The sequence below is a fragment of the Microcoleus sp. Pol12A5 genome, assembly GCF_036701435.1.
GTDB lineage: Bacteria > Cyanobacteriota > Cyanobacteriia > Cyanobacteriales > Microcoleaceae > Microcoleus.
The window spans coordinates 112,559-131,347 of record NZ_JAUBQU010000002.1; the positions used below are offsets into that span (position 1 = coordinate 112,559).

The following is an 18,789-nucleotide window of genomic DNA, read 5'->3' on the forward strand; positions in this document are numbered from 1 at the left end:
ACCAGTTATTAAAAATTTACCGACAACTAAGGACACGGCAATGCCATGACCCTAATTTTTAGACTTGTATAATAAAGCTTATTTCGACTCTAAAGTCATCTCCATCGTCATTTTTGTTGTGATTGTGGATTCTTCTGAACTGCCAGCATTTTTAGCACTCATTTCGCTATTTGAACTAATAGACACAGTAGAGCGAAAAGGATTTAATCTATCCAAGCGCCCTGTAAGTTGTCCTCGACCCTGAGAACTAAAAGATTTTAGGGTTAAGGTAGTTCCAGCAGGCAGTAGGGGAGAGGTAATATTTTGGGGGTTTGCTTGCTGCTCTATACTTACATTCATAGAGGCTACTCCATCTTGCCAGCTAGCCAATTCATAGGTAGTAATCTCATTCACATTAATACCACTGAAATCAGAGGCAGAAGAAACCCGCCATTTAGCTCCTTTTCCCACGGCTTCAGCAGGCAGCGGTGAGGCTAGTTGTTCTAGAGAGTTAGACATTTGTCCAACCATTTGTTTGACGTTGTTGTCAGCTCCTTCGGGTAAAATAATGTCCCCTCCTTTATGAAAACCGCGATTGTCCATGATGAAAGAGCCTTTCACTCCCACCATGTTTTTGAGTGCGGAACGCATGGCATCTCGGGCGGCTGGCGGCATATTTCCAGTATCGCCGGCGATATCTGAGTTAGTATAAGCAAACTCGTAGTGAATATCGCCGTTGGGATCAATTTTAGTGACTTTTGTCTCGAAAGTCATCACCGATGCTGGAATTTTATCTCCAGGCGAAGACCGACCCGATGCGGATATTTCCATATCCATTTTTACGGTCATAACAGTTGTTTCTTTGACATCGATAGCTGGTTTTAAACGCAGTTCTTGTCGTGGTTCCACTCCCGGATTTAGCAGTTCCACGTGCGGGGTTTTTGAGTTGGGGGCAGGCGCAGATACGCCAGGGGCTGGCTGCTGCACTACAAGTGGAGTTTCCGCACTTAGGGAAGCAGGAGAAAGCTCGATCGCCCATCCGGCGCTCGCCAAACAAAGAGATGTAATAAACAGTGTTTTTTTCATTAACTTAATTTCCTGTTACCTGAATGTTGACCTGTTCCCACAGTCGCTCGACTGTCACGAATTTGTAACCTTTATACAAAAGTAATGGAATTATTTTATCCGCCGAATCTGCAACATCTTCGCCGCCGCAATAGCCGTCGTGAAGTACAATAATAGATCCGTTTTCAGTTTGCTGGACGACGCGACCAATAACTTTCCTAACCCCCGGCCGCACCCAATCTTCCGGGACGACACTCCACATTACAGGGCGATATTCCCACTGTTGCAATAACTCTAATGTTCGCGGCGTAAAAATGCCGTTGGGCGGCCGCACGTCCAGGATTAATTCTGGGTCTAAACCGCAAGCTTTGGCAATTGCTTTTTGGGTGTCTTCTAAACTTTGTTTGAGTTCGTAGGTTTTGAGTTTGGGAAACGATATATGCTGATAGCCGTGGAGGCCGACCCAGTGTCCGCGATCGTACACTTCTTTAGCCGTTTCTGGATGGCGGTCCACACAAAAACCTAGCCAGAAAAAACTAGCTTTGATGTCGTATTTATCTAAAATTTTTAACAGTTGAGGTGTGTGCTGACGGTGCGGCCCGTCGTCAAATGTGAGGGCAATTTCTCGGCTGTTGATATCTCCCGTCCACAAACATCTGGGAAAAGCAGATTTGAGGATGGGATGAACGACAGGAAACAGGGGTGCTAGTGGCATTGATTAACCTTGTTAAATGCGATCGGGTAGAAATGAAGGTGCGTTACAATAAAATAAAGTTAACTCAATCTAGGTAAAGATGACAACTACCGTTGATATAAAAACGCTAGTTGTCAGCACGCCGGGAACTTGCTCCCGCCACCCGCGCATCGCCAAAAGCCGAATAACCGTAAAAATATTGCTATTGATTTTAATGTTGGGCTAACTCCAGAACTAATCATTGATAAAAAACCGCACTTGACTAAATCACAAACACAAATTTATGGTTTACTAACCTACTCTTAGGCGAATCAAGACAAAATCGACGCGGATATAGCAGCATAACAGGCTGATTTTTAGTGCGGCAAATCTGAAGGAACTATCAAACTCAAACCGTTACAAAAGAATATGCTCAGAATATTTGTAAGCTTATAATAGAGCTGAATAACTATTTGTAATATATGAGCAATCACGCCTTAAAAAATCCCTTAACTCTTTTGATAGAGCCTCAAACTATCTCCCCTTCCTCGACCTCTATCTCGCGGTCGATGTGCTTACCCTACAGTGTCTTCCTATACTGAAAACTAGCAAAACTAATCTACCAACCATCAAGGAGGAACAATGACCGAGGAATATTTAGCCGAACGAACAGTTTCAGCCGTATTTAAGGAAGAAGAACAATTAGACGGTGTAATTCGGCGGTTGCTCGATCGCGGAGTTTCCCGCGACCACATCTCAGTCATGGGAAAAAACTTTCAGTCTAAAACTAGAATTGCCGGCTTTCTTACTAAAAAAAATGTGATTTTAGGCGGTCTGCGAAGCGGGGCGATTTTTGGTTCGTTATTCGGTTCTTTTTTGGGTTTGCTAACTGGCGTCGGCGTGCTGTTTATTCCCTTTGTCGGTGCAGTAGTATCGGCGGGCCCGCTGGGTGCTGTACTGTTGGGTGCAGCTAGCGGTGCGATCGCAGGTTCGGCCGGTGCGGGTCTAGTTTCCGCTTTAGTCGCTTTGGGAATGCCCGAAGACAAAGCAACTATCTATCAAACCCGCGTTGAAGCAGGCGAATTTCTCGTGATGGCAGAAGTTCCCGCAGATAAATCGGGCGAATTTCAACTCTTGCTAGAAAGTGCAGGTGGCCAAGAAGTTTCAGTTAGCGAAATGACGCTGCCGCGCGCCGTCAAAGGTCGCTGCAATAGTCCGGCAGACTTGTCTCCAGAAGTGCGCTCGCACCTGTCGGAAGCTGCTCAAAAAACCTTTATGGAATCCTACAACGCCGCATTTGACGAAACCAACGACTCGATACAAGCGGAACACACCGCTTGGAACGCCATTCATCAGCAGTACGAAGAAGATGAAAACGGCGTTTGGACTAAGCCTTTAGCGAAAGTCTAGTCTTGCAATCGCAGTAAACTAATAAAAAATACAATCAAGCCTCTAGAACGGCCGTTCTGGAGGCTTTTACGATTTTAGATTTTAGATTTTAGATTTGAAGATGGTGCAAAACTTAATTCGTAAAGACTTGGGAATTACAGAAAGCCTCATTACTTTTTGAAAGTGGTATTGCACTAGGTTGCGTTGTCAAGTACAATCTATAGGCTTACAATAAAAAATTGAGTTAAGCAAATGCAAAAATACGTTTGTACAGTTTGCAATTACGTCTACGATCCAGCAGAAGGCGACCCCGACGGAGGCATAGCTCCCGGTACACCCTTTGAAGATATCCCCGACGATTGGGTTTGTCCCACTTGCGGGGCGGCAAAATCCGATTTTGAACCAGAATAAGCGAGAAAAAATTTGTCCGATCGAATCCTCAAAATTACAGTCATTGGCGGCGGTGCTGCGGGTTTTTTTAGTGCAATTACCTGTGCCAAAACCTACCCGCGGGCCCGCGTGACTTTACTAGAAGCTGGCAGGCAACTCCTGGCAAAAGTTCGCATCTCTGGCGGCGGGCGCTGCAACGTTACTCATGCTTGTTTTGATCCCGGTATTTTAGTGCAGAATTACCCCAGAGGTGGAAAAGCTCTGCGCGGTGCTTTTACTCGATTTCAACCGCGCGATACTGTAGAATGGTTTGCCGGTCACGGCGTGAAGTTGAAAACCGAAGAAGACGGGCGAATGTTTCCGATCACAGACGATTCGGCGACAATTGTTAACTGTTTGATCCGCGCTGCTGAGGATGCAGGCGTGAAAATTCGCACCGGCGATGCAGTAGTTTCTGTAAGGAAATTAACCGGGAATAACGCAGAGGGTGAACAAGGGGATACCGCCCCTAGGTTTGAGATTGAGTTGAAGTCGGGGGAGAGTTTTAAGTGCGATCGCATTCTTATCGCTACAGGCAGCAATCCCTCGGGTTATAAGTGGGCAAAAGAGTTAGGTAATACTGTAGAACAGCCTGTTCCTTCTCTATTTACTTTTAATATTTCCGACAGCAGAATCAAAGATTTAGCCGGAATTTCTGTTCCTAATGCTAAGGTGAAATTGCCGGGAGCTAAATTAGAACAAAGCGGGCCTTTGCTAATTACTCACTGGGGTTTGAGCGGGCCTGCTGTCCTCAAACTTTCGGCTTGGGGTGCGAGATTTTTGCACGATCGCCATTATAAAACATCTGTGCTGATTAATTGGCTTCCCCAGTACAATGCGGAAGTTTTGCGGCAGCAACTGCTAGCGGTTAAGTCGCAGTTGTCGCACCGATTGATTGTCTCTAGCTGTCCGTTTCCGGTGCCGCGCCGCCTCTGGGAACGCTTGACAAGTTCGATCGGCATTGACGAGCAAAAACGCTGGGCAGACTTATCTAACAAAACCCTCGATCGCCTCCTGCAAGAACTCGTTCAAGGCGAATATCAGATTGCCGGAAAAGGCGCATTTAAGGAAGAGTTCGTCACCTGCGGCGGTGTCAACCTTAAAGAAGTCGATTTTAAGACAATGGAAAGCCGCCGCTGTCCCGGACTTTTCTTTGCGGGCGAAATCTTGGATATCGACGGGGTGACGGGCGGTTTCAACTTCCAAAGTGCCTGGACTACGGCGTGGTTGGCCGGGAACGCGATCGGCAAACCATCCGATTTTAGATTTTAGATTTTAGATTGGGGAATATTTGTTGTGTAAAGGTTTGGGACTTAATATCGCGCAATCGGCTTGCCTGTATTAAATTTTGTGTTATTTTTGAATTAAGGCGCACCAAATGTGTGTCCACTTCAGCTTGTAGACAAAATTCGCAGTTTTGCGGAGTTAACATCGGGTGAGAGACATGAAAAACTTGAATCTAAAAACCCTAAAGTTCGATCGCAACCTTGAGGGCCATTTTGACTCACCTTTCATTGAAAAAAATGGCTTGCTGGAACTAAACCCCAAATTTATCACTCCCGAATTTTTAACAGCCTGGACGTTTGAAACACACCTGTACGACGAACAAGTTGCGATCGACCACTTTGTCCTCACATTCCCTAGCCGCACCGAACTAGAAAACTACGCCAAATCTTTTTACCCCTTCGGTGCCAAAACAGTTGAAGGCCCCGACTTGTTCCCGATTAACTTTTGTGCGGAAAACATTAATGTTCCCTCCGACTTGTGGCTGCATTTAATGACCTTATTAATGCCAGCCGGCGGCTTAGTAGTATTAGATGCCCCCCACGCACCGGGCGACCAAACAGACCGCTTCCAGCAAGAAAGAGGATTAGAAGCAGTTCACCACGTCGCGATTCGAGTTGAAAACGTGCAGAATGCTGCTAAGATATGGCAAAATAAAAACTTTAAACCGCTATCAGAGCATCCTCTAAACTCCGGCTCATTAACCCAGTGGTTTGTGCAAAACCCCGCCGGACAAATTCTCGAATTAATAGAACGTCGCCCCGGCAACAACGCCACCTTTGACTGCAAAAACATCGCAGGTTTGCGCCTGAGTGAAATCGCCAGTCAGTAGGGCTGGCAAGATGCCTGACCCACAATTAGCAATTACCCATTCCCCATTACAAAATAAAATATATGGTTGCAATAAAAATCCCCAAAGTCACTTTTCAGCCCCCAACATTCAACTCAATTGAAGAACAACGCCGCCACCGCAAACAACGTTTAGCCGCCGCATTCCGATTATTTGCCCGCTTCGGATTCAGCGAAGGAATTGCCGGACACATCACCGTCCGCGACCCCGAACACCTAGACCATTTCTGGGTCAATTCTTTTGGAATGCACTTTAGTTTAATTCGAGTCAGCGACCTAATTTTAGTCAACCACAAAGGCGAAGTTGTTGAAGGAAATAAACCAGTAAACGAAGCAGCATTTGCCATTCATTCCCAAGTGCACAGCGCCCGCCCCGACGTAATCGCAGCAGCCCACGCTCATTCTCCCTACGGCAAAAGTTGGTCGAGTTTGGGCCGCCTGCTTGACCCGCTGACGCAAGATGCTTGTTCTTTTTATGAAGACCAAGCTTTATTTGACGATTACACCGGAGTGGTTTTGGAAATCGAAGAAGCTAAACGCATCGCCAAAACTTTAGGTGAGAAAAAAGCTATTATTTTACAAAATCACGGACTGTTAACAGTAGGTCAAACAGTAGATGAAGCGGCTTGGTGGTTTATTGCAATGGAACGTTCTTGTCAAGCGCAGTTAATGGCCGAAGCTGCAGGAAAACCCATTCTCATCAAGCCAGAATGTGCCCGTTTGACACAGCAACAAGTAGGGTCTCACCGCATGGGATGGTTTAGCTTTCAACCGCTTTATGACATGATTGTGCGCCGGGAACCCGACTTATTAGATTAGAAACTCGGCGGTTGAAACCACTATTACACAAACACAGTCCGCCTGCGGCGAATAAAGAATGAAGGGGGTATTAAAGCCTGATTTAGTATCAGGAGTGCAAAAGTTATAAATTCATGCTGAAGCCGATTCCAACCAAGCTATCAAATCCTCTTGACTGGTAAAATCTAACAAAATTTCTCCTAAATCCTCTAATTGTTCGAGAGATAACTGCCGAATGCGAGTTTTAGTTTCTGGTGGGATTTCGCCAGTGCGCCGCGCGAGTAGACGGAGGATTAATGCTGTTTGCCCCTCAATTAGGCCTTCTTGGCGACCTTCTTGCATCCCCTTAATAACAGCACCGCGTTGGTCTTCAAAAAACATTTCCCGCTTTTCTAATTCCTCTAATTCCTTAAGGGTTAAATTAGTTCTGCTGGCGATGGAAAAAGCTGTTTGAATTTCGGGCATTGATGCAAATTTTTCCGGAATTTCATCGAATAAAGGAGCATTTTTGATAAAATAAATCCAGCTTTGAATTATGTTTTCGACTTGTTCCAGTTCTTGGTTAAACTTGGGCAGTTCGACAAACACTAATTCGATTTCTCTGTTATAATACTCAAAGTTTTCTTGGAGTTCTTTAAATACAAAATGGGTGAGAAATTTTTCTGTATTTTCAAACAGAATAAAATCTGTAATTGTTAAAGCAATTAGAGGATTTAATTTCGAGTATCCTTCCCTGGGTCTGAGTTGATTTGCGTAGGTTTTGGCCGCATTGTACACTACCCATTTAGTAAAAGCTTCTACATTTATTACCTGCATTTCGATAATCACAGTTTTGTTGCCTGTAATTTTGGCTTTAACATCCAGGTAAGTGTCTTTTAATCCAGTAACGCTCGGCGCGGCGTAAGGGTCAATAATTTCTAAGTCTTCAATGGTTGGCTGTGCATCATAGAGCATAGCATTGAGGAAGCTAATCAAAATGTCTTTGCTCTGGGGCGAAGCAAAGATTTTTTTGAAACCAAATTCTGTCTTAGGATTGATGAAATTGATAAGTGGGAATTAGTATGTGGTGTTTAAGTGGGGTAAGGAGATCACAAAAGTCCTTCCATTTCTAAATCTTCAATTATCTGCAATCCGCGCGGGTCGCCCACTCGCAAAAGTGAAGATTTAGCATCTTCCCGCACGCCCATATCTTCATCTTCTTCTAAAGCTTCAATCAGACCGTCGATCGCCCCAGCGTACACTATATTATTCGGCAATTCCCGGGCCAGTTGCCCGATCGCCCAAGCGGAATTACTTCGCACAGCAGACACAGCATCTCCCCGCAGCGCTTCAATCAACGGCGGAATCGCAGCAATCACCACAGAGTAACCAACTTTTGCCATTTGACCCAGAGAACTCGCCGCCCACAAACGCACCGCCGAAATATCAGTTTTCAGAGCATCAATTAAAGATGGCAAAGCGCGCTGATCTCTGCAATTTCCCAAGGCCCAAACTACCCCTTTGCGAACGTAACCGTTCCAATCGCGGTTGAGCTGAAGAATCAGCGGTTCCACAGCATCGGGACTCGGATTTCGCCCCAAACCATAAGCCGCGCTCACCCGCACCAAAGGGCAACCGTCTCTCAACAAGTTAATTAAATGCGAAATTGCTCGATCGTCCTGCAGTTCGCAAAAAGCCCGCGCCGCAATCATCCGGTGCTGAGGTTCCGGGGATTCCAGCAAAGGCAGCATTTCCTCGGGATCTGGCAGCGGGGGTTGGGAGTCGTCAAATTGATCCAAAGGGCTTTCCAGTTCCGTGTCAGTATCAAGGGCGTTGGAGTAGTCGTTATTGTTCATAAAAAAACTTTACCGTACTGAGGATGCTCCTGAGCAACTCAGACAACGGTCAACAGCAACTAGGATAATACCAATAAAAGTATCCCGAGGGAGGGCTGAAGGCCTCATGTGGTTCATAGTGAGGACTTCAGTCTTCCTTAAAGTTCGTAGTCAAGACTTAATTTCCCCTAAAGTCACCAAGTTTTTAGCTTATTTCAGTATTAGGACTCTTAGTCTTTACTACAAACAGTACCTTTTATTTTTTAAAGAGACTTGAGCATCGAGACGGAATGACTTTGATAGCCTAATTTTTGATAGAGATTCACCGCCGGCTGATTGCTCAGAAATACTTGCAAACCAATTTGCCGATCGCCCCTTTCGCGCGCCCAATTTTCAGCATGAATAACTAAAGCTGCACCGATCCCCAGACGGCGATGTTCCGGTGCTACGTACAGCAAAAAAATGTGAGCGTAGCGTTCTCCGGTGGTTTGGTCGATCGCATTTCCCAACCACAAACATCCCACAACCGAGTTGAGATTTTGGACTTGAGATTGGGGATTGAGATACTGCGAGCGAAGCACCGGCAAAATTTCTGCCTCTTCCTGGCTGTTTTTCTGGCACTCTACCCACCAAACCGGCGTCTGGTTAGAAAAATACTGCTCGACAGTTTGAGCCAAATGTCCCAATTCCCCATACGGGTAAAGCTCTCGATATGTCCGGTGCATAAACTTTACCAGTTTTGCCCGATCGACTCCAGATCCTGAGCGCAGCCCGTAGCCCGGTATTAATTGAGCAGACATCAGCTCACCGGACACGCAAAGCGGAATAATTTAGCCCCAAGAAAATTGGATTCACTACTGCCGCTTGCTTTTGGGGGATCGCTTCCTCAATCGGTGCCGGGGCTGCCATGTCACCCGGCAAAAAGATGCGAGCACTGACTGCTACCAGAGCCGCGAAAAATACTAATACCGCTATCAATGGAGCAATGTATTGACGAATAATACCCATAACCGCAAAAACTTAATTCTTGAGTTGATATTATCAAGTGTACCATACAAATCTTGTCAGCTATAATGGCTGCCATTGGACAATTAGCTCAAGAAGAGAGCGATCGCAAATACCAACTAACAGAAAATCTAATATTATGAGTGCCTCGCCTGCTGTTTATGAAGCTCTGGCTAAGTCAATTGTTTTTTTGAATCAAAAACCTAACGCGCAAAATGAAGTTTCCAGTTTCCTAGATACTAATGGCTACTATATCGATCGCATATTCGACGACCCAGAAACAAACTTTTATGCGATCGGGTTCGGTTCATCCAATCCCGAAAACCCGCCCGCCCTCGTATTTAAAGGTACAGATTTCATCGACGGCGACGCTATCTTTTCAGACTCGCGGGACATTGGTTTACCTGAATTTGAAAAGAACAAAGATAATATCCAAAACTGGCTCACAGAAATCGGTCAAAATACTGGTAAAAACCCCAACCAATTATTGCCCGATGTCATCGGGCACAGTTGGGGCGGAGCAGTCGCTCAAATTGTAGCAAGCCAATACACATCTCTGACCGGCGATATCTTTACTTTCAACTCTCCGGGAGTATCAGCGACTACATTCACCAGTTTTCGGAGAAATCTCAGCAGGGCAGGCAACAAAAATGTCACTCACTACATTGTCAGCGGAGATGTAGTCAGCTTGTTTGGGGAAGCATTTATTCCGGGTAAAGTATTTATCCAAAGTTTTACCGATCCGAGTATTAATCCCTTAACTGTTTTGGCAAAACATCGAACTGAAAATTTGTTAACTACTCCGCCCGTGGGTTTTTTGCAGAGGCAAATTTCCGTAGAACAATTAAACAGTCCCGAATTTGCTTATAACAACGACTCAGATTTTAACGAGTTTATCGCTGCGATGAATTTCGCCCTGCCCAATGTGTCAGTCGCCATCAGAACCAGAGGCGGTGCAGAGAGTTTGAGAACAGCACCAGAATTTTCTTTTGTGCAGTTAATCAGACAAATGCAGTACGGTTTAGCTCCCTTACAACCGAATTATTTATCAGGAGACGCTCGGAACAATACTGCTACCGGCGGCCCCGGAGAGGATACAGTTATCGGCAACGGCGGTAACGATACTCTCAGAGGCAATCGAGGTAATGACAGCATCATCGGTGGTGATGGCGACGATTTCTTGTACGGCGGCAGAGATAACGATTATTTGGAGGGTGGCGACGGAAACGATTTGGTTTCCGGCGAGTTTGGCAACGATTTTTTAATTGGTGGTGCGGGGCGCGATCGCTTTGTATTGGAATCCGGCGGCGGAGCAGATGTGATTTTAGATTTTCAAGATAGTGAAGATTTAATTACACTGTCGAGGGGTCTAACTTTTCCTCAAGTTAGAGTAACCCAAGGTGTTGACGGAGCTTTAATTACTATCCCGGTTACTGGGGAAATTCTTGCTACTCTCAGAGGCGTAGTGGCAAGCGATATTACGCGGGTAGATTTTGTATAGCTTTAGGGTGCTCAAAATTTGTATTTTTGGTGGCGCGAAACCTGCCTGGGTTTTGTACGGAGAGGTTTTTTTGTATTAAAAATGATTTATCAATTTGCCCCTAAAAAGCTACTCAAAATGACCAATTAATATGGTCAATAAACGAAGTTTATAGTAAACTTAGTTAAGTAGGTTAAAAACTAATTCCCCCTCAAACGACAGGAAATAAAAAAATATGCCCTCCTCCCCCGCCGCTTACGAAACTATAGCCAAGCAACTTGCTTACATAGATGACGATCCCGAATTTCAAACTTTAGTTCAAACAGGCTTGAGTGCTGCTGGCTATCAAATCGATCGCACCTTTGACGATCCCGGGACGGGATTTCACGCGATCGGCTTAATTTCCACCACCCCAGACAAACCGCCCGTTTTAGTATTTCGCGGCACCGACTCGCCCGTAGACGATATTGCCAACGCAGACCCGCGCGGCATAGGTTTCAACCAATTTGAAGCCAACAAACAAGCGTTAGGAAATTGGTTGACCCAAATCAGTCAAGACACAGCAAAAAACCCCAGTCGCTTGCCACCAGACATTCTCGGACACAGCTTAGGCGGCGCCATAACGCAACTAGCCGCGACCGAATTTACATCTACTATTGGAGATGTTGTCACCTTCAATTCTCCCGGAGTTGCTCAGAGTACAGTCAATACATTCAAGCAGAAAGTCGGCGCCAGAAAAAATGTAACTCACTACATAGTTAGCGGCGATTTTGTGAGTTTGGGAGGAGAAGCTTTTATCCCCGGGAAAGTAGTTCTTCAAAAATTTACTGACCCGATTATCAACCCGCTACTGGTCTTGGACAAGCACACGCAAAGCGGTTTGTTAACTGATCCTCCTCCCGGCTTGACTCAGACAGAAATTTCTGTAGACCAGTTGAGCAGCCCTAATTTCACTTTCACAGATTCCGATTATTTAGAGCTGTTAGCTGGCTTAGACTTTACACTGCCCGCCTTGGGAACATCGCTGGAATCCCGCAGCAGTTTAGAGAAATTAAGAACCACTCCGGGAACCTCCTTTTTAGCAAACGTTGTGGCAATGCAAACTGCTCTGGATGTCTCCCAAATTAATAATTTAGTAGGCGACGATGCTAACAATACCGCATCAGGTTTCGCAGGGGACGATATTATCACTGGCAATGGGGGAGACGACACCCTCAGCGGCAACAAAGGCAATGATATTATCAGCGGTGGCAGCGCCAACGATCTGCTATTAGGCGGCAAAGGGGATGACAATTTGAGCGGGGGAGAAGGAAACGATACACTCATTGGTGCAGCGGGTGCGGATCTCTTAATCAGTGGGGCTGGACGCGACGTATTTGTGTTAGGAGTAGGTGCCGGTACAGATACACTTATAGACTTTCAAAAGGGTCAAGATTTAATCGGTTTGAGCGGAGGTTTGAGCTTTAACCAACTGAGAGTTACTCCAGGCGATTTTATAACGACGATCGAAATTGCCAGTAACGGCGAAGTTCTTGCCAGTATTCCCGGCCTTTCAAGTAGTCCCCTAACAGCTAGTGACTTTATTTCAATTTAGTTGGCGGCTGGCAATACAGATATTGGGTAGGGACACAACAATGTTGTGTCCTTATTTTATCTTATGAAGGCACGCACAATTTATACCAGTTAGTGATTAAAAACATCCATATTCTTGTAGGGGCAGGTGCGGTGGAATATCGAAAAAGTAGTGCAGATATTGGTAAACCCACCCCCGCCCGAATCTTATAGTTATAGCGACCGGACTTGATATTAATCGAAATCGTCCAGTCCAGGTCGGGGCATGGATGCTAATTTTTTCTCATCTTCTAGGGGCAGAAAGAAAATCGTCAGCATACCGGGAATCACAGCCAGCGCGCTCATCAAAAAATAATTTTGATAGCCGAGATTCGCCTGCAAGTAGCCGCTAAAAACGCCCGGAATCAGCACTCCTGCGGCCATAAAAGCAGTTGTAATTGCATAGTGAGATGCTTCGTATTCAGGGCGGACAGTCCGCATCAAGAAAACTGTATAGGCAGCTACGCCAAGTCCGTAAGTAAATTGCTCGATCGAGTTTACAGCATAAGCCCATTCAATCCCCGGTTGATTGATTGCCAACAGCCAATACAGCACGTTAGTCGAATTTTGCAAAATTGCCGTCGGCCACATCCATTTTTTCAATCCTTGTTTAGCAATCAAATAGCCGCCCAGCAACCCTCCAATTAACAGAAACATTACCCCTAAAGTACCGGATAATAAGCCCATATCCGACGTAGAAACTGCTAATCCTCCTTTCTCTACTTTATCCATCAAAAATGGCGGAGCCATTTTAAACGTCAAGGCATCGCCCAATCTAAAAATCAAGACGTAAGCCACAATCCAACCTATTTTATCTTGCTGAAAATAGGTTTTGAATGCTTCGATAAAGCTGGTTGTTTGTTGGGGGGTGTTGGATTCCATATCGTAATTTCTAGGATAGGGAAGATACCACCGCTGAAAGAGGTATATCAGCACAAACATAATCGCACAAATGCCAAAGGCTGTCGCCCATCCGTAGTTAAGCGCAGACACGCTAAAATCCGAACCGAAAAGTGACAGTGGAATGTTTTGATATATTTTGGTGTCGCCTGTATTTCCGGTGACTAAATGCTGTTCGGCCAGTTTCCCGGCTAAGAACACCAATACACCGCTACCGGCAATGACAGCACCTCTATAAGCCGTGTTGCGAACCCCGACAAACAAGGCTTGCTGGTCTTTATTGAGAGTGTTTAAATAAAATCCGTCAATGGCGATGTCGTGAGTAGCGGACACAAAGGCGATCGCGGTAAAGATAACAAGCGATATAATAATCGGTGCCGGCGTTAATACGCCAAAAGCTAGGAAAGCAAACAGAAAAGCACAAATTATTTCGGTTGTTAAAATCCATTTGCGTTTGGTGGAATACAAATCAACCACTGGGCCCCACAAACCTTTTAAAACCCAGGGAAAAGACAAAAGACTTGTCAATCCGATGAGCTCGTTGCTGGTTCCCATACCTTTCAAAAAAATCACCGACATTAAATTAACGACGGTGTAAGGGAGACCTTGAGCGAAATACAATACTGATACCCACAATCCAGCGTTATGCTTTTTTTCCATTGCAGAGATATTTTACCTAGTTACTTATTTGATTTACTGAGTGCGATCGACAATTCCGGTCAATTAAACCGCTTGCATCACAGTATATGCCATTCCGATGCCAGCGGCTGCCATATAAATTGTGCATTTTAGCATCCTTCGGACTCACAAATATTTCTATTTTTGGAATAACCATGCAAAATTTTTTCTCCTTTAAAATGATCTAGGTAAGCGCGAAGATTCTTGTCCCAATCAAAAGTGCCATAGGTTCGCAGCAGTTCCAAAGCAGTTTCTTCTATCTGGTATGCAGTTTTTGAACTATTCACCGGACATTCGGGACTGTCAGGATTAACAACAATTAAACCTGCATCTAGAAACTGATGTACCGTCAGACGGCGCACAGTTTCCCGCGTATTTGGTGCATATTTTTTACTGTACTCCCGATCCATAAATTCCATAATTGGTGTAATTCCCCGAAGTGGAGATTTTGCCAATTCCCAAGCCTCCTTTGGCTTGAGGTCAAGCAAAGCCAGAAGGGTTAAGGCGGAACGTTCGTTAAGCTGACCTTTTGGAAAACCCAGCGCTGCAAGTATTTCTAGAGATTCATCAATACGGTTCTTGATTGTCATCGGACTATTTTCTAACGGATTGGGATCGTTCAGCAGTTGTCTCTCGACAAGTCGATCTATCTCCCGCTGTGTAGGAAATATTTCTCCTATTTGAGCGCCAAGTAAAAGTAATTGCTCTACATGAGGATACTTCAAAGTGCGTAAATCCGTAGCATTAACTTGAGTGTGTCCGTTGAACAGTCGGAAAAACTCATCTACCAAGCTCGAATTTAGATAAACAGCCAATCCCCGCGCCAGGGTGAGGTCTAATCCGCGTCCCTGTTGGTGAAAGTAATTCAAATGGTTCTCAAAACCCACGCTAGAACTATTAATTTTATTGGCATCCCAGACAACTGCAACAATTCGCTTTTTCTCTTCCTTTGAGGAGAAGCGCTTGCTTAAAACATAATGTTCGTTAGGTACGATGAGTGCAGCAGTTTTTTCCGTGACAGCTAAAGCTTGATGCTTTCTCGTTGCTGTGGGATATTCAACACCGCCAGCCGAGAAGTGGGCGGGATAAATCAGCGGAACTGTACCGTTTTCCGGTTTTAGCCGCAAGTCAGAGCGAACACGAAAATCTACAACTTTTCCGGTGGAAACTGTTAAGCCTAATTCCTCTAGGGTGCAAGTAAATTGAGCCATTTGCTCGACTACTTTCTGGCTGACCGAATCCGGTAAAATCCGAATAAATTGCTCGGAATCATTGGGATTAATTAGGGCGGTATAGGGCAGTTGGTGAGACAAAACCAGGTCGTCGCCCGCGCTGCTGCTTGAGGTAATTAGTACAGTATCTGGCTGTTCTATTTGTTTAGTGGCGCGCACAATAATAGTTTCTTGCAGCACCCCATCATCGCGAAATGGCAACTGTCGGGATTCAAAGATGTGTACTTGGCGTAAAGCCATCATTTGAAGGAATACTTTGCGGAAATCTCGAAAGTATAAACCGTTGCAAAAGCTGCGGGGAGTAATCGATACTAATTCACCGTTTGGTTTGAGCAGGTGAGCGGCAGCAACTGTGAAGCCAGCGTAGAGATTGCTGGTTTCTAGTCCTATAGAACGCAGCAAGGTTCGGGCTTGGGATTTAGCGTCTATTTTGGCATAGGGAGGATTGATAATTGCATGGGTAAATTCCCGTTTTACTGGTTGTGTAAATAGATTGGGCTGCAACATATCGGCGCTGTCTTGAATAAAATCAATTTCGCGAACCTCACAGGTAAAAGATATCCCAAAACGCTGACATTCAATACTGCACAATTCTAAAGTTTGCTTGAGGTATTCAATCAAAATAAGGTCAATTTCATAAGCTGTAACGTGCAGGCTGTGCGGTTTGTTTGGGCGCTGGCAAAGTTCGCAAACAACGGCAGCTAACAGGGAACCAATACCAGCCCCGGCATCTAAAAGCGATATATCGGGACAGTTAAATTCAAACATTCCCGCCATCAAACTTGCGACTGAGGAAGGTGTTAAAAATTGTCCTTTTTCTCCCCTCTGGCTTTGCTGCAACTTTCGGGTTGCTTCTTGGCGCCAGCCATCTACTCGATCGAGTAAATTGCTTGCAGTTGAGTAGCTGTTACCCGGAAGGGCTAGGGTTTGAAAGTGCGGTACTATCATTTGTTCAAAAAGTGCGATCGCCAGTTCCGTGTATTTTCGCCCAAAATTGCACCCATGTGCGAAAATGTCAAGCGGACGCGAAAATCTACAACTTTCCCGGTGGAAACTATCAGGAGGTAGCTGACGATGACAAAAACTCAAACCAAGCGTTTTCCGCGCAGCCTTGACTTATTTTGCGGCATGGGAGGGTTAACTCTGGGTTTTAAACGTGCTGGCATCCAAGCGATCGGCGGCATAGATTACTGTGAAAACGCCAAACAAACTTTTGAACGCAACCTATCTCCACTTCCGTGTCTGGTATCTGACTTAACCCAGACAACTGTTTCCGAAATAGAGGAATTCTTTAAAATTTCGGCAGCAGAAATCGACATTATTACGGGGGGAGCACCGTGCCAAGGATTCAGCACTGTTGGCAAACGAGAGATAACAGATCCTCGCAATTCTTTATGGCGCAATTTTCGCGACTTGGTGGCTGAAATTCGTCCTGCTTATGTCATTATCGAGAATGTTGAAGGAATGCTGGTAATGCAGGGAGGCAAAGTGCGCGATTCAGTCATCGCTAGCTTTGCTGATATCGGCTATCACATGAAATGTCGCCTTTTAAAAGCGGCTGACTACGGCGTACCCCAACTGCGAAAACGTGCTTTTTTTATAGGTTGGCTTGATGGATTGCTGCCACCTGAGTTTCCACTGCCAATTTCTCACTATTATGTGACTGTAGCTGATGCCATTTCAGATCTACCGCCATTAAATGCTGGAGAAATATGTAAATCTTACGAGAGTATGCCACAAACTGACTATCAAATAGCTAGGCGCAAGACCACGAACATACTGCTACATCACGAGGCTGCCAATCATTCACAAAAGTTAATTGAAATTCTAAAGTATATCCCAGATGGTGGAAACCGAAAGTCTATTCCCGAAAGCCTTCAACCAGCCAGCGGTTTCCACAATAGCTATGCTCGACTAGCTAGTAATAAACCAGCTATTGCTGTAACATCTAACATGAGAAAACCTTCGTCTGCACGAGCTACTCATCCTAGTCAGCATCGAGGATTGACTGTCCGCGAAGGATTGAGGCTGCAATCTTTTGATGATGATTTTGAGGTTATTGGTTCGAGAACATCACAGTACCTTCAAGTCGGAAATGCCGTACCGCCACTACTAGGATTGGCGGTAGGCAAGGAAGTTGTCAAGGCTTATCAAAGCCACTCAGATGATGAAATTTTTAGAGCCAGATCGCAAAAAGTAAAGTCGCTCAATGCAGGCTTAAAGTTTCCCATTCAGCTTGCTCTTGAAATCTCAGTTTAACTTTGATAATAAGTAAGAGAGTTGTGTTCGGGATCTCGCTCGCCGATAAATGCCAGTAGCCTGGAAACAGCACTAGGATTCTGTTCAACGTGAGCAAGATAGTGAAGCATTTCATGCACTGCAGCATCCTGCTTTTGCCAATCCCAGATCCTCACGGATCTAATTAGCTCGTCTTGTGCGAACGAAATGATGCCGTCGTCGCTAAGTAGAGAACGCGCTTCGCTGTCTATGGAAAGTACAAAAGCCACGCCAAGAATTTGATTACCTGTTACTTGTTTCTGGAAACTTCCCAATTGTTGCTTGAGGTTTTTAAGCGAAATGTGGCAGTCTTTTACTTCTATTGATATTTCTAGATCCAGACCGTAATAACAGTCAATATCTCCAAAACGGCGCTGTCTGGACGACCCTGTTCGTACCTTATCAACGACAAAGCTGAGATGAGGCCGATCGGCTTTGAAATAACCGCAAGCAATGGCTTGAAAAACTAAACCCCCATTCTCATCTGGATCGCTGCGCGGGTAATTGTTTATTATTTCGGGAAATAAACGAACTCGTAACGATTCTCTAGTAACAAATATGTTGTTTTGCAATCGTTCAAGACCAAAATCAATAAGTTTTTGGCAGAGTTGAAAGCGTCCAGACTCGGACAGACGAAAACAGAGAATCAGCAGGTCTTGAAACTTTTGCCATTGACCTGTATTGTAAACATAAGCACTGGGATATTTAGAACGATTTAGACTGTGAAAAAATTGAACAATTGACTCTTCTATACGTCGGATACCTACTTGAGTAGATTGAGCAAATTTTAAAGTTAGTGTATTTGCCTGTTGTTCTCCCCGTTCAGTGACAACTTGGTAACGTTTAAATAATTCTTCAATTGTAAGGTTCTCTCTTAATTCTTTGGCAGAGTCATCAACATTAGATAGACGCTGTGCGACGATCGCAAAATCAAGGGCAAGACCGAGGATATACTTCATCCGGGTAAATCGGCTACCTACGTATTCCAATACCTGTTGGATTATTATCTGTTCGCTATTTGCTACTTCGTCAGGCTCAAAGCCAGTCCCAAAGTGTGGCGAAAGAAGTTCTTGAATTGCTTCTATCTCACTATCAGTGCGTTCGTACATTGAAAAAATAGAGCGATCGTATACAAAATACCAGAGTTCAGTATAAGCGATCGCTATTCCAGAACACAGCTTGGCCCCATAAGTTGCTTTAACGCAAAGATGTGCGAAAATGTCAAGCGGACGCTCAAAGCAAAAGTCCGTAAAGGACTGTTAAACGCTCTCTCACACATTTCTGATGCGAAATACCAAAACATTCTTTTTGTCAAGCTTGTTCCTG

General features: G+C 44.9%; 16 protein-coding genes. 8 read left to right on the plus strand and 8 right to left on the minus strand.

What is annotated here, in order from left to right; all coding sequences use genetic code 11:
* Positions 1-78 precede the first annotated feature (78 nt).
* Both QUA45_RS01140 and QUA45_RS01145 read right to left on the minus strand, forming a co-directional pair.
* Positions 79-1,065, minus strand: coding sequence for a DUF6263 family protein (locus QUA45_RS01140; RefSeq protein ID WP_333094736.1), 987 nt, complete (start codon positions 1,063-1,065; stop codon positions 79-81).
* Between the two features lie 4 nt (positions 1,066-1,069).
* The gene (locus QUA45_RS01145; protein WP_333218985.1) at positions 1,070-1,759 is read right to left on the minus strand and encodes a polysaccharide deacetylase family protein; all 690 of its coding nucleotides are present in this window, start codon (positions 1,757-1,759) and stop codon (positions 1,070-1,072) included.
* A gap of 600 nt (positions 1,760-2,359) precedes the next feature.
* Here QUA45_RS01145 and QUA45_RS01150 point away from each other — a divergent pair.
* The 5 genes from QUA45_RS01150 (at position 2,360) to QUA45_RS01170 (ending at position 6,487) form a co-directional block, all read left to right on the plus strand.
* Entirely contained in the window at positions 2,360-3,127 is a 768-nt protein-coding gene (locus QUA45_RS01150) for a ChaB family protein (protein WP_333094739.1), read from the plus strand.
* 231 nt (positions 3,128-3,358) lie between these two features.
* Positions 3,359-3,517: a rubredoxin gene (rd, locus tag QUA45_RS01155; RefSeq protein WP_333065750.1), complete on the plus strand. Its 159-nt coding sequence runs from the start codon at positions 3,359-3,361 to the stop codon at positions 3,515-3,517.
* Positions 3,518-3,529: 12 nt separating this feature from the next.
* Entirely contained in the window at positions 3,530-4,807 is a 1,278-nt protein-coding gene (locus tag QUA45_RS01160; protein WP_333218987.1) for an NAD(P)/FAD-dependent oxidoreductase, read from the plus strand.
* A 172-nt stretch (positions 4,808-4,979) separates the two neighbouring features.
* Positions 4,980-5,651, plus strand: coding sequence for a hypothetical protein (locus QUA45_RS01165; protein ID WP_333218989.1), 672 nt, complete (start codon positions 4,980-4,982; stop codon positions 5,649-5,651).
* 62 nt (positions 5,652-5,713) lie between these two features.
* On the plus strand, positions 5,714-6,487 hold the full coding sequence (locus tag QUA45_RS01170) for a class II aldolase/adducin family protein (protein ID WP_333218990.1): 774 nt from the start codon (positions 5,714-5,716) through the stop codon (positions 6,485-6,487).
* Positions 6,488-6,598: 111 nt separating this feature from the next.
* Here the strand turns inward: QUA45_RS01170 and QUA45_RS01175 are convergent, their stop codons facing one another.
* The 3 genes from QUA45_RS01175 to QUA45_RS01185 all read right to left on the minus strand — a co-directional run bounded on the left by QUA45_RS01175 (position 6,599) and on the right by QUA45_RS01185 (position 9,080).
* Complete coding sequence (locus tag QUA45_RS01175; RefSeq protein WP_333219006.1) at positions 6,599-7,513, minus strand: Rpn family recombination-promoting nuclease/putative transposase; 915 nt, start codon at positions 7,511-7,513, stop codon at positions 6,599-6,601.
* 41 nt (positions 7,514-7,554) lie between these two features.
* Positions 7,555-8,301, minus strand: a complete 747-nt coding sequence (locus QUA45_RS01180) for a HEAT repeat domain-containing protein (RefSeq protein WP_333094742.1) — start codon at positions 8,299-8,301, stop codon at positions 7,555-7,557.
* 242 nt (positions 8,302-8,543) lie between these two features.
* A complete protein-coding gene (locus QUA45_RS01185) occupies positions 8,544-9,080 on the minus strand; it encodes a GNAT family N-acetyltransferase (RefSeq protein ID WP_333218992.1) in 537 nt (178 codons plus the stop codon).
* A gap of 344 nt (positions 9,081-9,424) precedes the next feature.
* On the opposite strand from QUA45_RS01185, the gene QUA45_RS01195 reads away from it, so the two are divergent.
* Positions 9,425-10,786 (plus strand): calcium-binding protein, encoded by a 1,362-nt coding sequence (locus tag QUA45_RS01195; RefSeq protein ID WP_333218994.1) that lies wholly within the window; start codon positions 9,425-9,427, stop codon positions 10,784-10,786.
* Between the two features lie 214 nt (positions 10,787-11,000).
* Positions 11,001-12,359, plus strand: a complete 1,359-nt coding sequence (locus tag QUA45_RS01200; RefSeq protein WP_333218996.1) for a lipase family protein — start codon at positions 11,001-11,003, stop codon at positions 12,357-12,359.
* A 212-nt stretch (positions 12,360-12,571) separates the two neighbouring features.
* On the opposite strand, the gene QUA45_RS01205 is transcribed toward QUA45_RS01200, so the two are convergent.
* Together QUA45_RS01205 and QUA45_RS01210 are read right to left on the minus strand one after the other, a co-directional pair.
* The gene (locus QUA45_RS01205) at positions 12,572-13,936 is read right to left on the minus strand and encodes an MFS transporter (protein ID WP_333218998.1); all 1,365 of its coding nucleotides are present in this window, start codon (positions 13,934-13,936) and stop codon (positions 12,572-12,574) included.
* A gap of 128 nt (positions 13,937-14,064) precedes the next feature.
* Positions 14,065-16,275, minus strand: a complete 2,211-nt coding sequence (locus QUA45_RS01210) for an Eco57I restriction-modification methylase domain-containing protein (RefSeq protein WP_333219000.1) — start codon at positions 16,273-16,275, stop codon at positions 14,065-14,067.
* Between QUA45_RS01210 and QUA45_RS01215 the strand changes: the two genes are divergently transcribed.
* A complete protein-coding gene (locus QUA45_RS01215) occupies positions 16,261-17,445 on the plus strand; it encodes a DNA cytosine methyltransferase (RefSeq protein ID WP_333219002.1) in 1,185 nt (394 codons plus the stop codon). The genes QUA45_RS01210 and QUA45_RS01215 overlap by 15 nt on opposite strands.
* On the opposite strand, the gene QUA45_RS01220 is transcribed toward QUA45_RS01215, so the two are convergent.
* A complete protein-coding gene (locus QUA45_RS01220; RefSeq protein WP_333219004.1) occupies positions 17,442-18,572 on the minus strand; it encodes a hypothetical protein in 1,131 nt (376 codons plus the stop codon). The two genes, QUA45_RS01215 and QUA45_RS01220, sit on opposite strands and share 4 nt — an antisense overlap.
* Between the last annotated feature and the right edge of the window lie 217 nt (positions 18,573-18,789).